Here is a 13,983-nt window from a genome sequence, read left to right as displayed (position 1 = left end):
CAAAACAATAAATTTGTTACTCAATCAATTTAAACTAAAAATCAATTAATCATGAAAAAAGTAATTTTATCTGTATTTGTTGTTGGAGCTTTATTAGCAACTTCATGTAAAAACGCAAAAGAAGAAACTAAAGCTGCTACAGATGCTGCTGTTGAAGCAACTGAAAAAGCTGCTGAAGCTACTACAGAGGCAGCAACTAAAGTTGTTGAAGAAGCAGAAGCTGCTGTAGAAAAAGCTACCGAAGCTGTTGAGTCTGCTTTAGAAGGAGTAACTATCCCTAGTTTTGACAACGAAAAAGTAGACGCATATTTAAAAGACTATGCTGCTTACGCTAAAGATTATATTGCTGCAAAAGGTGATGTACTTAAAAACACTGAATTAGCTAAAAAAGGTGTAGAATTAGCAACTAAAGGAAAAGAAATTGCAAGTTCTTTAGACGCTGAAACAGTTAAGAAATTTAATAGCGTAATGACAGCTATCCAATCTAAAATGGCACCTGCTAAATAATTTTAGATTTTTATAAAAACTAAAAAGCTCGCTAAAGCGAGCTTTTTTTATGCAGTTAAATCTTTTTGTAATTTCTTAAATAATTCTTCTGGAGTTTTATACAATACAAACTCTCCATTATTTATATACGATATTTCACCTGTTTCTTCTGATACTAATAAACAAATTGCATCAGTTTTTTCAGTAACACCTATCGCTGCTCTATGCCTTAATCCAAACCTAGAAGGAATTTTGGTGCTATCTGAAACCGGTAAAATAACACGAGTAGCAATAATGTAGTTATCTCTAATAACTGTAGCACCATCATGTAAAGGGCTATTTTTATAAAAAATACTTTCTAGTATTGCCTCATTTACCAGAGCATTCATTTTATCCCCAGTATTAATTAGAAAATCTAAATTATTCGTTTTTTCAATTACTATTAAAGCTCCAGTTTTAGTTTTCGATAAATTAAAACACGCTTTTAAAATTGTTTCAATATCAATTTCTGAATTGATTTCCGATTGTAAAAATTTTAATTGATTTAAAAACCCACGTTTCGTAGAAAAATTAGTGGTACCTATCATTAATAAGAACTTTCTAATTTCTTGTTGAAATACTATAATCAGCGCAATAACTCCTCCAGAAAGTAAATAGCCTAATATTCCACTAAGCATTTCCATATGAAGTGCTTGGGTTATTTTCCAAATCAAAAAAATTAAAGCGATTCCAATAACTATATTAATGGCTACCGTTCCTTTTAATAACTTGTATATATAATATAAAAGTATAGCGACTAAAATAATATCAAGCACATCCAGAAACGAAAAATCAATAAAATCTAAACTCATTTATTTTATAGAAGTTTTAGTAAATGTAATCATTTTATGATAATTGCTCCACTATTTTAACAGCTTCTATCGCTTCTTTTACATCATGAACCCTTAAAATATTAGTGCCATTTAGCAAAGCAATCGTATTAGCTACTGTTGTCGCATTCAAAGCTTCTTGTGGAGTTATATCTAATAATTTATACAACATCGATTTTCTAGAAACTCCTGTTAGAACAGGAACATTCAAATGTTTAAACAAGCTTAATTTTTGTAACAATTCGTAGTTATGTCCTAGTGTTTTTCCAAAACCAAAACCAACATCAATTATAACATCATTTACTTTTAGTTCGCGAAGCTTAAAAATTTGAGCTGCAAAAAATGAAGTTATTTCTTTAACTATATCAGTATAAGTAGGGTTTTGCTGCATATTTTTAGGAGTTCCTTGCATATGCATCATAATATAAGGGACTTGCAATTTTGCTACCATTTCAAACATTTTAACATCCATTACTCCTCCAGAGATATCATTAATAATTGCTGCTCCAGTATTAATAGTTTCCTCTACTACCCTACTCCTAAATGAATCTACAGAAATTATAATTTCTGGAAACTTTTTTACTAATAGTTCAATAACTGGCACAATTCTCTGTAACTCTTCTTCTTCAGAAATATGTTTAGCTCCTGGCCTTGACGAATAAGCTCCCACATCAATAAATGTAGCGCCATCATTTAACATTTTTTCTGTCTGTACAAGTATCTCTTTCTCATTTTTATATTTACCACCATCAAAAAAAGAATCGGGGGTAATATTTAAAATCCCCATTACTTTAGGAGAAGAAAGGTCTATTAAACTTCCTTTACAATTAATTGTCATCATAATAAATTTCCAAGTAAAAATAAACGAAAAGCTTGTAATATTTACTATTTTTGGTCGATTACTTTTAAATAAAAAAGATGCAAAACACATCCCAACAATACGATTCAGTAGTTGAAGAATGTAGAAGTTTGTTTATTAAAAAAATGAGTGACTACGGTAGTGCATGGAGAATATTAAGACTGCCATCATTAACCGATCAAATTTTTATCAAAGCTCAACGTATCCGACAACTACAAGAAAACACTGAACGTAAAGTAGATGAAGGTGAAAAATCAGAATTTATTGGAATCATTAATTATTCAATAATGGCTTTAATTCAGCTAGAAAAAGGAGTTGTTGAACAACCTGATATGAATACTGAAGAAGCTACTGATTTGTACGACAAACATGTAAAAATTACCAAAGAGTTAATGGAAAATAAAAACCATGACTATGGTGAAGCATGGAGAGATATGAGAATTTCTTCCTTAACAGATTTAATTCTTCAAAAACTTCTTCGTGTAAAACAAATTGAAGATAACCAAGGAAAGACTATAGTTTCAGAGGGAATAGACGCAAATTATCAAGATATGATTAATTATGCTATTTTTGCTTTGATTCACCATTCAGAATTAGACAGTTAACCTAAACCCCTTAAAAAATGATTTTAAAGATTTCAACACATATTTCAAGAGTACTTGTAGGACTTTTATTTATTTATTCAGGATTTGTAAAACTAGTAGACCCTATAGGTTCTCAATATAAATTTCAAGAATATTTTAGTGAAGGAGTATTAAACATGGAATTTTTAATTCCTTATACTTTACCTTTTTCAATTCTTTTAATTGTAACTGAATTAGTTTTAGGAATAATGCTTTTAGTAGGTTTTAAACCTAAATTTACGGTTTGGAGTTTGTTTAGCCTTAACTTAGTATTCTTATTCTTAACCTGGTATTCATATACTTATAACAAAGTAACTGACTGTGGTTGTTTTGGAGATGCTTTAAAACTTACACCTAAAGAAACATTTTATAAAAATGTCGTATTCATGATTTTTATCGTGATTTTAATTGTAGGATTAAAATACATTACACCTTTAATTTCTAAAAAAGTAGGTGCTTTAGCTACATACGCTTCAGTTTTCTTTTCACTAGTAATTGTATATCACGTTTTACAACACTTACCAATTATAGATTTTAGAGCTTACTCAATAGGAACTAATATTGCAGAAGGGATGGCATATAAAGATGGAAGTGATGAAGTTCCTCCTATTCATGATTTTATGATTGAAACTGATGAAGGTGATAAATTAGAAGAAATGCTTGGTAAAGATAAGGCAATGTTAATTATGCTTTACAACTTCGAGAAAACTGAAAAAGAAGGATTACCAGCTATTTCAAAAGTAGCAGCTGATGCAAAAGCTAAAGGATATGAAATTTATGTTTTAACAGCTTCTTATATTGAAGACTTAGCAGCTACACAAAAAGAATTTGGTTTACCATATACTTTTGGTTTTTGCGATGAAACTGCTTTAAAAACTGCAATTAGAGCCAATCCAGGAGTTATTACTGTAGAAAATGGAGTTATTGTAGGAAAGTGGAATTGGACTGATGCTGATGACATTGTTTTAAAATAACAATTTAAAAATCAGTAACTTTATAATAAATCAAACTATAATAATTATGAAAATCTTAAAATACATACTGCTACTTATAGTGGCAGTAATTGCTATTGGTTTAATTTACGTTAGCACTTATTCTGGAAGTTATGACGTAAGTAGAAGCAAAATAATAAAAGCTCCGATTGCGCATGCATTTAATACCGTAAACGATTTAAAAACATGGGAAAAATGGGGACCTTGGCATGATGAAGACAGTACTATTGTAGTAACTTATGGTGATAAAACAGTAGGTGTTGGTGCTTCTGATAGTTGGACAAGTAAAGACGGACCAGGAAAAATGGAAACTGTTGCTTTAGTTGAAAATAAATCTATTGATCAAAAAATATCTTTTATGGATAATGAGCCTGGAGATATTTATTGGAATTTTGAAGAAGTAGCAGAGGGCACAAAAGTAACATGGGGTATGAAAGCTGAAAAATCTCCTTTTGTTTTCAAAATGTTTGCTGCATTAACAGGAGGTTGGGACAACATGCTAGGACCTATGGAAGAAAAAGGATTAGATAATCTAGAAAAGGTTCTTTTAGAAACAATTCCAGTAACTCCTAAGTTTACCATTGGTGAAATTTCTACAAAAGTGGTGCCTGAAAAAATCTTTATCGGATATCCTCATAAGATTAAAATTAACCATGAAGAAATGACTCGTTTATTCATGCAAGATTTACCTAAAGCAGGAATGCATGCCGCTAAAAGCGGATTAAAATTAGGTGATTACACTCCTGGGGCTGTATTTAGTAAATACGATGAAAAATCTGGAGAAACTGAATTTTATATTGGATTACTTTTAAACAAAGACTTAGCACCAGCTACAGGAATGGAAGTTGTTAAATTACCTGCAGGTAATAGCCTAGTAATATCTAAATTTGGTAATTATGGAGAAGGTGATTATGATGCGCATACCAAAATAGGCAATTATTTAAAAGAGAATAACCTTACTCAAAAATGGCCAATTTGGGAACTATACGTTAACGACCCAAGTACTGTAAAACCTACAGAAATTCAAACTGATATTTATTATCCGATTGAATAATACAAAAACTATATCTTCATAAAACCTCACAAAATTTGTGAGGTTTTATTATTTTCGCACATATATGAAACAACTATTATTAGTTTTTATTGGTGGCGGAACTGGGAGTGTTTTGAGATACCTTATTGGTAAGCTGTTAAACAATTCCACAACAGGTATTCCTTATGGCACATTTGCAGCAAATGTTTTAGGAAGCTTATTTATAGGTATCATCCTTGGTTTGGCTGCAAAAAATGAAACTTTAACTCAAAATCACACCTTATTATTAGCTACTGGTTTTTGTGGTGGTTTTACCACTTTTTCAACCTTTGCTTATGAAAATCATGTTTTCTTAAAATCGGGAGATTTTACCTCTTTTGCTTTTTATACAATTGCAAGTTTCATCCTTGGTTTTTCAGCTGTTTTTGCTGGAATCTATTTAATTAAATTTATATAAACATATGAGTACCCCTGTTCAGTATACATCGAAAGATGCTTATGTAATTATTACTATTACAAACGGAAAAGCGAATGCTATTTCACACGAAGTTATAGATGCTTTAAACATTGCATTCAATCAAGCAGAACAAGAAAAGAAAGTTGTTATTTTAACGGGACAACCTGGTATTTTTTCTGCTGGATATGACTTAAAAAGCATGACAGCTTCTCCAGAAGCTGCTTTAGAATTAGTAACTAAAGGCTCTAAGTTATCACTTAGAATGTTATCCTTCCCTTTTCCAGTTATCATCGCTTGTAGTGGACACGCAATTGCAAAAGGAGCTTTTTTACTTCTTTCTGCTGATTATAGAATAGGTACCGAAGGTGATTTTAAAATTGGATTAAACGAAGTTATGATTGGAATGACAATGCACCATGCAGGTATTGAAATAGCCAAAGCGCGCTTAGCTCCTATCTATTTTGAAAGAAGTATTAGTAATTCTGAAATATACACTCCTGCAAATGCTGTTACAGCTGGTTTCCTGGATAGAATTGTACCTGAAGATCATTTGATGCCGACAGCTATAAAGATTGCTGAAATGTTTTCCAACTTAAACAAAAAAGCACATGCTGAAACAAAATTAAAGGTTAGAAAAAACTATTTAAATTCATTACAACAAGCAATAGAACAAGATAGTATAGAAGGATTAAATCCTCCTATTAAATAAAAAAGCCTGCTAAGCAGGCTTTTTTTTATGGTTTTTTATAGGCCATTACTCCAGCCTTTATCTCAGTATCTAAATAATTATCTCTAGGTGTAATTGGACAAGAATATCGATCACTATACGCACAATAAGGATTATATGCCTTATTAAAATCAATAGTTATTGTACCATCCTCATTTTCGTCCGTGACTAAAACATCAATAAAACGCCCACCTTCGTAAGAAGTTTTTCCATTGGTATTATCTAAAAATGGTAAAAACAAGTTATCCTTATATTTTGGTTCTGGGTGTTCATCTCTGTATATAGCCAATTTAAAATCTTTTCCATTAATTTTAAAAGAGACAATACCATACTTTTTATACACCGCAACTCTATCAGTAGTTGTAGGAAAATTAAATGTTGGAGCATCAGGTGTCTTAGTTAATTTAGCTCTTACGATATACGCTTCTGAAATTGGAAAAAAATCCAATCCCTTAAAGTTTCTCAATCCTTTTTTAGTTAATGGTGATTTAGAAGCATCCTTAAATTCAGTATTCATTTCTATCTGAAAAGGAGATTTTCCAGTAATTTTTCTCTTTTTCTGACTACTACATGACTGAAATACAACCACTAAAATTATTAATATTACTTTTTTCATTGAACCTGTTATGTTTAAATATTAAAGATTTTTAGCATAAAATCTTAAAACTTCAAAAATACTTTATTCTCAATAATCTACCATAAACAAATGAATAATCATCAAAAAAGCCCAGTATTTATGTTAATTTTCTGTAAATAGACTTGACATAACAAATAAAAATTATTATATTTAACTCAATAGATTACATCTATGATTAACAAAAACTAGGAAATTTTGGTCTAAATTACGTTATAAAGAAAATTTATAAAAAAATAAAATAATTTGATGAATTTATTATAGGTTAAATGAAAGATTAGTATATATTTGTCGCCCAATTTATTTATAGAGAAAATAAATCTTTTTTATTCGGAATCAATTACCAGACTTATTCTAAAAAAAGATAATTTAATTAAAATTAGTAGATATTTTATGAACTCAGAATTAATAAGTAAAGCAGATGAATTTGAAAACAGAAAGTTCAAATTTATCACTACTAGTGATCGAATATTAGCTTCAAGAGAAGCTAAAGCTTTGATATTAGAAATAAACGAGGTATATAAACAAACTAAGGACACTGCCTTAATGGACGCAATGAAAAGATTAACTGTTGTAAAACAGCGAATTGAAAAGCGTTTAAAAGGTAAACCCTTAACTGCGTAATATTGAATAGAAACAATAAACGACAATTTACATCGTTTATAAAAATAGATAGAATAATACTTTTTAATCAACTATTATTCTTTATAATATTTATTCTTGATAAAAGTTCTAGGTCTGCCCTAGAACTTTTTATTTTTAATAATATATTTGCTTTCAACTCGGGATGTAGCTTAGTCCGGTTAAAGTGCACGGCTGGGGGCCGTGAGATCGAAGGTTCGAATCCTTTCATCCCGACTTCAATGTGTTATGATTAGAACAATATAAACATAAGCTCTATTTTTTAGTAGCATCTTCCAATTCGGTTATCAATTCTAAAACATCCTTTTTATAACGATTGATTTTCTTTGAATTTAAATAAAACCCTACAAAAAATAATAGTATTGTAGATAAATGAATGAAAAGCCTATTGCTTTGATTAAATTCAAAATTAAAAATAGTTCCTTTATCATACATACCTATCAATGCAAAATTTACCCCACCAATCATTAAAATTAGAAAAACCATAAGGTATCTCTTTTCAAAATTTATCTTTTCTTTTAATTTACCGACATGATTTTTGATGAAATTTTGATTATTGAATTTTGTTTTATCGCTAATTAAACTATATTTCCCTCTATAAAGAACAAACAACTTCATTGATATTCCTATTGTAATAAGAACATAAGATAAGACATAATAAATGTTTTCAAATTCTGGTAATCTTAAAAGTGAAGTAACTATTAAAACTAAAAAACACATTATTAACAAGATTCTTTTTTTTCTTACACCCTTTTCTATAACATTTAAACGTTCTATTAACTGATCTATACTCAAAGTATCTGATTCCGACTTTTGATACATATCCTTCCACTTATTTAATTCTTCCATAATTATTTCATTTTTTTAGCTAATGCTGTTTTTATTCTATTTATTCTTACTCCAACATTAGAAACACTTAGACCTGTAATTTCTGCTATCTCATTATAACTATTGTCTTCTAATAAAAGGTGAGTAATTATTCTATCAACTTTTTTTAATGAAGAAATTGCTTGATGTAATTCATTTAACTCTTCTTCACTATAATGGTTAGTTTCATTTTCCTCTACCTCTTTCTTTAGATGTTCAGATTCTACAGTGCTATATCTTTTATTTGACTTATTCTTCTTATTCAATTGAAGAAGTGCTGTGTTCATTGCTATTCTATATATCCAAGTATTTATATTACTCTCTTTTCTAAAATTCTTTAAGTTATACCAAACTTTAATATAAATATCTTGAAACAAATCATCTGCATCTGCTTTATTTCCAACAAAACTTAAACATAATCGATAAATTTTATCTTTTGATTCTTTATATATCTGTTTGAATTCATCATCTTTTTTATTCATAAGAAATGAAAGATTTAATTTTATCATGAAACCACTTGGGGTCATCTAACATAATAAAATGTTTCGCTTTATTTGCTAGCATAATTTCACATTTCATTGCTCCAGAATATTGTTTTATGAAACTTTGTTTAACAAAATCTTTTGTTACTCCATAATTTTTTAACCCATACCAACTTCCAAGAACCAACATTGGTATTTCGATTTTTTCAAGTTCATTTCTTAAATCTGTTGTCATTAATTCAAATATTGATTGCGAAACAGTTTCCCTATCAGATTTCATTATCCATTCTGATACTCGTTTTATATTTTTATCATCAGTAATCATTGTCTTTAACTTCATTACTTCTTGCTGATAAAACAAACTATCTGAAACATTTAGAATCGTTTCTTTCATTTGTTTTGCTTGCGATAAAATAGTTTCTTTTGTAACACTAGGATTAAATATTGAAGGTGTAAAAGGATAGGAATCAACTATTATAACTTGTGAAAGTAATTTTGGTTGTGAAGAAGCTATTGACAATGTTATAAATCCTCCTAAACTATGCCCAATAATAATTGGTTTTTCAGATAGCTCATTATTAATATATGCTATAACCCCTTTTTTAACAGCTGGTATGAAGCCATTTTTTAAATCTATACTTTTTTGATTATCAAAACCCGCCAATGTTATAACGTGGCATTCATATTTTTTCTGAAGAAATTCTGTTGTTTGTCTCCAAATTTTACCTGAACAAGAAATTCCAGGTATAAGAATAATTGGTTTTCCTTTTCCTGTAATGTCTACACTAAAAGGGTATATCTTTTCAGTAGTTTGTGATAGTACACTTTTCTGAATAAGTACAACTAAGAGTAGAGTTGCTAATTTTTTCATTGTAAATATTTTTATAATTTACTCTTTAGATTAGCTAACTTAAATTTTATTACACTTTTTTTATTATTTTTTTTAATTCTTTTTTAAACCATACTCAACAAATTATTTATAAATAAATGCACTCTTCATATTATAATCCACACTCAACTATGTACAAATACTGAGCTTTACATCTTACTGCAACAAAGTGGTTTTAAATTGTATAAAATTCAAATATTTAACTAATTCAATAAATTAAACATATTGTTTAAATATTTTTTTTAAACATACAATAATACACAATTACATTCGTTTTCAACTTGGTCAACCCCCAAACCCTTCAAAATAAATGAAAAAATTTATTAAATTAACAACGTTGGCTATTTTAGTTTCGTTGCAAAGTTGTGACAATCAAGAAATAGCTAAAGACATAGCATTAAGTGCTAATTCTCCAGAAACAGGTGTTTTACCAAGTGAATTGCATGTTCATAATACAGCACATAACTGTGCCACTGTTTCTCAATTTGGACCAAACTCTTACTGGTCAAACACACTTATCAATACAAGTGAAACAAATTTTTTAAAACAACAAAACAACAACGCTTCAAGTCTTTTTGGTATAGCTAATGTACCTCTTTATTTTGCAGCTGGTAGCGGTACTTTCAATGCTCTATCTTATGGGCCTCCTGCAAATTATATTATTTGGGGTGAAGAAATGTTAAGAGGAGCTTTAAACTACGGTAGATCAGCAGTAGCTTATATTGCAGCACATGAAGTAGCTCATCAAATACAATTTAGACAAGGATACCCTTCAGTAACTGGACCTTCTAATACTGAATTAGAAGCTGATGGTTTTGCTGGATATTTCTTAAGAAGAAGTTATACTTCTACTTGGTCTGATGTTATTCCTGCATACAACTTTTCTCAATCTATTGCTGGAGCTAGTGGGTCTTCTCATGGTTCTGCTTCACAAAGACGTTCGGCTGTAAGATTAGGATGGTTATTAGGAAATAATGGTAATTTATCTAATGCAAACCTAGATTATAACTTTTTTTACTATTATAACACTTATGTTATTCCTGGTAAATTAAAATCTAGTGATCTTAAAAAACCAGAAAAAATTGATGAAGAGTTACACAAGTTTATGTTAACTAAAATAGAAGAATTAGTTGACATTCACACAGGGAAAATCTCTGAAAAAGAATACGCTAACTTAGGAAATAATTAAAAAATAATATTAAATATGGGTTGACCATTTTATAAAGAGAGGTTTTTAACCTCTCTTTTTATTTTTTTAAATACAGAATAAGATTAGAATAATCTATTATTGCCTTTTTATTTGTCAAAATATCTGCACCAATAACCCCATCAATTTCTTCTAACCCCATACTTACAAACGCGTTATTTACATGATCTAAACTCATTAACGTTAAACCTAGTTCTTTCAACTCCAATTCCCCTATTTTTAAATTATTTTTTTCAGAAGCTAGCATTTGCAGTCCAGTTCCTCCAGCACCTGTACCTTCATCATCAGATTCAATTGCCTGCATATGAAATTTCTCTTGATTCTTTTTATCTATTACTGTAGCACCAGCTCCAGTATCTAAAATAAAATTTCCTTTAATTCCATTTAATTTCCCATAAATATGTAAATGTCCTGAAGACATTTTTTTTAATTCTAATTTTACATATTCATCTTTAATCAAATAAGATTCTAAATTAAACTTCTGACTCACTACTGATTTTTCTTTTTTAGAACTAGGTTTACATGCACATAAGAATACCACAATAAGTAGTAGGTTAATTTTTATTATTTTTTTCATAATGTTATATTATAATTTCGATGCAAGTTTATAGTTAGTTTAAAGCTTATTAAGTTAACTAATGTTAATTAAGGTTAACTATTATTTTCTCCCATAAGAATAAATACATAGCTTCAAGTTTTTCTTTCAACAAAAAAGAGCAAGTAATTTAAAATTACCTGCTCTTTTATAAATCAATCTATTTTCTGAAATACTTTTAAAAGAATCTTAAAAATTTAGATTTTTCTTTTCCGAAGCTAAAGGTCATTAACACCTCATGACTTCCAGAATTAAAATCTCCTAAATTAGTAAAAGTATGATCGTATGCATATCCCATTCTCAATTTCTCAGTAACATTTAAACTAAAAATAGCTGAAAACGAATCGTCATACCTATAAGACAGCCCAAACTCAATATTATCGTAAAATAATACATTTGCTGAATATTCCACCGAAATCGGAGCTCCTGTTGCAGCTTTTGCTAAAAATGATGGTTTAAACTTTATATCATCACTCATCTGAAAAACATATCCTCCCGTAAAAAAATAATGAGTTTCTTCTAATGCTTTAGAAACAATACCGTTTCCTCTTTCAAAGTGAATTGTTTTTAACAAATTAGGAGCCGACAATCCTAGATAATATCTATCTGTATAATAATAAAGCCCTACTCCAAAATTAGGATTTGTTTCATTTAAATTATTCTGAAAGGCAATATCTCCTGAATTAACAGTATTTAAAAATGATAATGGTGCTGATAAAAACGTAACTCCTGCTTTTAAACCAAAAGCTAGTTTTGCTGCTTCATTTACTTTTATTGTATAAGAAAAATCTGCGTATACATTCTGCTCAGACAAAGGCCCTATTTTATCTGCAATTACAGAAAGTCCCATTCCTACATTTTTACCTAAAGGTGCTTGTGCATTAAACGTAAATGTTCTTGGAGCATCTTTGATACCTACCCATTGAGATCTACCTAAAACACTTAAAACCAAACCATCTTTAGATCCCGCATAAGCTGGGTTTACAATATTCATATTATACATATATTGTGTATAATGTGGATCCTGTTGACCTTTAACAGAAAAGGTACTAAATATTACTATTATTATTAATATAACTTTCTTCATTTCTTTTCTATTATCTATTAATATAAACCCAACCTGTAAATTGTTTACCACTTCCATCGTTCAACTCAATAACATAATAGTAAGTACCTACCGGAACTGGTTTACTATTATCAAATGTTAAACTAACATTTGAATAACCATCCCACCATTGAGGATTACTACTTCCATTATTATCATATCTGTAAACTTTTCTACCATACCTATTATAAACTCCCATACTAAAGTTTCTGTGGTTTGATAAGAATGGAATTACAAAAAGATCATTTACTCCATCTCCATTTGGTGAAAAACCTTCTGGTATAATTGTACAGTCAGTTAAATCAATATGATCTGGCACTTTATCATTATCACAATCATTCATAAATTCATCGATAGTTAATATTCCATCGTTGTCATCATCTGTATCTAAATAATCTGGTGTACCATCACCATCAGTATCATCATTTGTTGGATCTCCATCATTATTTATGTCTTCATCACCAGTTAATACTCCATCTCCATCATCGTCTGGATCTTGATAGTCTGATATTCCATCACCATCACTATCTCCTAAACCTTCGGTGCTATCTGAAATACCATCGCCGTCTGAATCCAAATCTAAATAATCAGGTGTACCATCTCCATCAGTATCTCCAGCTCCCTCAGTTCCGTCAGGAATACCATCATTATCACTATCAGTATCTAAGCTATCTGGCGTACCATCACCATCACTATCACCATTACCCTCTGTAGCATCAGAAATACCATCACCATCATCATCTGGATCTGTAACGTCTGGATCACCATCGCCATCTGTATCTACTTGAACAGTTACAGTAACAGTTTCCGTTATACAAACTTGTGGTGTTACTGCTGTATTGCATACTTGTAATTCTATAGTAACTATTCCTCCTTCTTCGCCTGCGGCTGGTGTATAAGTAACTTCTCCTGTTAATGGGTCAATACTTACGGTTCCTGCAGCAGTTCCTCCTGTTTGAGTGATACTTGTATTTGCTCCTGGTTCAAAGTCATCATTAGCTAAAACATTAACCATAGCACTTTGACCTTCTACAACTGTTAATACATCATCTGCTCCTGTTGGCACTAATGAGTTTGGATCGGTTCCATCTGGATTTCCATCATTATCATCGTCTGGATCTGTTACATCCGGATCACCATCACCATCTGTATCTGTTTGTACAGTTACTGTAACTCTTTCACTAACACAAACCTGAGGTGTTACTCCTGTATTACATACTTGTAACTCAATTGTAACTGTACCTCCTTGCTCTCCCGGAGCTGGAGTATAACTTAACTCCCCTGTTAATGGGTCAATACTTACGGTTCCAGCGGCAGTTCCTCCTGTTTGAGTGATACTTGTATTTGCTCCTGGCTCAAAATCATCATTCGCTAGAACGTTAACTGAAGCTGTTTGTCCCTCTCCTACAACTAAAACATCATCTGCTCCTGTTGGCACTAATGAGTTTGGATCGGTTCCATCTGGATTTCCATCATTATCATCATCTGGATCCGTAACATCTGGATCACCATCGCC

At 30.3% G+C, this 13,983-nt stretch carries 17 protein-coding genes and 1 tRNA gene; 9 read left to right on the top strand and 9 right to left on the bottom strand.

Annotation, left to right across the window (positions count from 1 at the left end; genetic code table 11):
- Positions 1-51: 51 nt before the first annotated feature.
- The gene (locus F7018_RS14425) at positions 52-507 is read left to right on the top strand and encodes a hypothetical protein (protein WP_150900804.1); all 456 of its coding nucleotides are present in this window, start codon (positions 52-54) and stop codon (positions 505-507) included.
- Between the two features lie 47 nt (positions 508-554).
- Here F7018_RS14425 and cdaA read toward each other — a convergent pair whose 3' ends face one another.
- Both cdaA and folP read right to left on the bottom strand, forming a co-directional pair.
- On the bottom strand, positions 555-1,337 hold the full coding sequence (gene cdaA, locus F7018_RS14420) for a diadenylate cyclase CdaA (protein ID WP_150900803.1): 783 nt from the start codon (positions 1,335-1,337) through the stop codon (positions 555-557).
- Positions 1,338-1,371: 34 nt separating this feature from the next.
- Positions 1,372-2,193 carry a dihydropteroate synthase gene (gene folP / locus F7018_RS14415; protein ID WP_150900920.1) on the bottom strand — a complete coding sequence of 274 codons (822 nt, stop codon included), beginning with the start codon at positions 2,191-2,193 and terminating at the stop codon, positions 1,372-1,374.
- 80 nt (positions 2,194-2,273) lie between these two features.
- Between folP and F7018_RS14410 the strand changes: the two genes are divergently transcribed.
- From F7018_RS14410 to F7018_RS14390, 5 genes are all read left to right on the top strand, one after another.
- On the top strand, positions 2,274-2,819 hold the full coding sequence (locus tag F7018_RS14410) for a DUF1599 domain-containing protein (protein ID WP_150900802.1): 546 nt from the start codon (positions 2,274-2,276) through the stop codon (positions 2,817-2,819).
- A gap of 17 nt (positions 2,820-2,836) precedes the next feature.
- Complete coding sequence (locus F7018_RS14405) at positions 2,837-3,811, top strand: DoxX family protein (protein ID WP_150900801.1); 975 nt, start codon at positions 2,837-2,839, stop codon at positions 3,809-3,811.
- Between the two features lie 46 nt (positions 3,812-3,857).
- The gene (locus tag F7018_RS14400; protein WP_150900800.1) at positions 3,858-4,883 is read left to right on the top strand and encodes an SRPBCC family protein; all 1,026 of its coding nucleotides are present in this window, start codon (positions 3,858-3,860) and stop codon (positions 4,881-4,883) included.
- A 64-nt stretch (positions 4,884-4,947) separates the two neighbouring features.
- Positions 4,948-5,319, top strand: a complete 372-nt coding sequence (crcB, locus tag F7018_RS14395) for a fluoride efflux transporter CrcB (protein WP_150900799.1) — start codon at positions 4,948-4,950, stop codon at positions 5,317-5,319.
- A 4-nt stretch (positions 5,320-5,323) separates the two neighbouring features.
- Entirely contained in the window at positions 5,324-6,028 is a 705-nt protein-coding gene (locus tag F7018_RS14390) for a crotonase/enoyl-CoA hydratase family protein (protein ID WP_150900798.1), read from the top strand.
- Between the two features lie 25 nt (positions 6,029-6,053).
- Here the strand turns inward: F7018_RS14390 and F7018_RS14385 are convergent, their stop codons facing one another.
- Entirely contained in the window at positions 6,054-6,662 is a 609-nt protein-coding gene (locus F7018_RS14385; protein ID WP_150900797.1) for a DUF1684 domain-containing protein, read from the bottom strand.
- Positions 6,663-7,073: 411 nt separating this feature from the next.
- Between F7018_RS14385 and F7018_RS14380 the strand changes: the two genes are divergently transcribed.
- The gene (locus tag F7018_RS14380) at positions 7,074-7,304 is read left to right on the top strand and encodes a hypothetical protein (RefSeq protein WP_150900796.1); all 231 of its coding nucleotides are present in this window, start codon (positions 7,074-7,076) and stop codon (positions 7,302-7,304) included.
- A 159-nt stretch (positions 7,305-7,463) separates the two neighbouring features.
- A tRNA-Pro gene (locus tag F7018_RS14375) sits at positions 7,464-7,538 on the top strand.
- Between the two features lie 39 nt (positions 7,539-7,577).
- Here F7018_RS14375 and F7018_RS14370 read toward each other — a convergent pair.
- Genes F7018_RS14370 through F7018_RS14360 form a run of 3 tightly spaced genes read right to left on the bottom strand, consistent with a single transcriptional unit; the run spans position 7,578 to position 9,542 of the window.
- A complete protein-coding gene (locus tag F7018_RS14370; RefSeq protein WP_150900795.1) occupies positions 7,578-8,171 on the bottom strand; it encodes a hypothetical protein in 594 nt (197 codons plus the stop codon).
- Positions 8,172-8,173: 2 nt separating this feature from the next.
- Positions 8,174-8,671, bottom strand: a complete 498-nt coding sequence (locus F7018_RS14365; RefSeq protein ID WP_175578745.1) for an RNA polymerase sigma factor — start codon at positions 8,669-8,671, stop codon at positions 8,174-8,176.
- Complete coding sequence (locus F7018_RS14360; RefSeq protein WP_150900793.1) at positions 8,664-9,542, bottom strand: alpha/beta fold hydrolase; 879 nt, start codon at positions 9,540-9,542, stop codon at positions 8,664-8,666. The genes F7018_RS14365 and F7018_RS14360 overlap by 8 nt, the downstream gene beginning before the upstream one ends.
- A 328-nt stretch (positions 9,543-9,870) precedes the next feature.
- Here F7018_RS14360 and F7018_RS14355 point away from each other — a divergent pair, with 328 nt between their 5' ends.
- Entirely contained in the window at positions 9,871-10,749 is an 879-nt protein-coding gene (locus tag F7018_RS14355) for a hypothetical protein (protein ID WP_150900792.1), read from the top strand.
- 58 nt (positions 10,750-10,807) lie between these two features.
- On the opposite strand, the gene F7018_RS14350 is transcribed toward F7018_RS14355, so the two are convergent.
- From F7018_RS14350 to F7018_RS14340, 3 genes are all read right to left on the bottom strand, one after another.
- Positions 10,808-11,344: a retropepsin-like aspartic protease gene (locus F7018_RS14350; RefSeq protein WP_150900791.1), complete on the bottom strand. Its 537-nt coding sequence runs from the start codon at positions 11,342-11,344 to the stop codon at positions 10,808-10,810.
- Positions 11,345-11,540: 196 nt separating this feature from the next.
- Complete coding sequence (locus F7018_RS14345; protein WP_150900790.1) at positions 11,541-12,449, bottom strand: PorP/SprF family type IX secretion system membrane protein; 909 nt, start codon at positions 12,447-12,449, stop codon at positions 11,541-11,543.
- 10 nt (positions 12,450-12,459) lie between these two features.
- On the bottom strand, positions 12,460-13,983 hold a 1,524-nt coding region (locus tag F7018_RS14340; protein ID WP_150900789.1), incomplete at its 5' end, for a T9SS type B sorting domain-containing protein.

Source organism: Tenacibaculum aiptasiae (assembly GCF_008806755.1).
GTDB classification, from domain to species: Bacteria; Bacteroidota; Bacteroidia; order Flavobacteriales; family Flavobacteriaceae; genus Polaribacter; species Polaribacter aiptasiae.
Note: the sequence above shows the minus strand (reverse complement) of the source record. Positions and strands in the feature narration are given on the sequence as shown.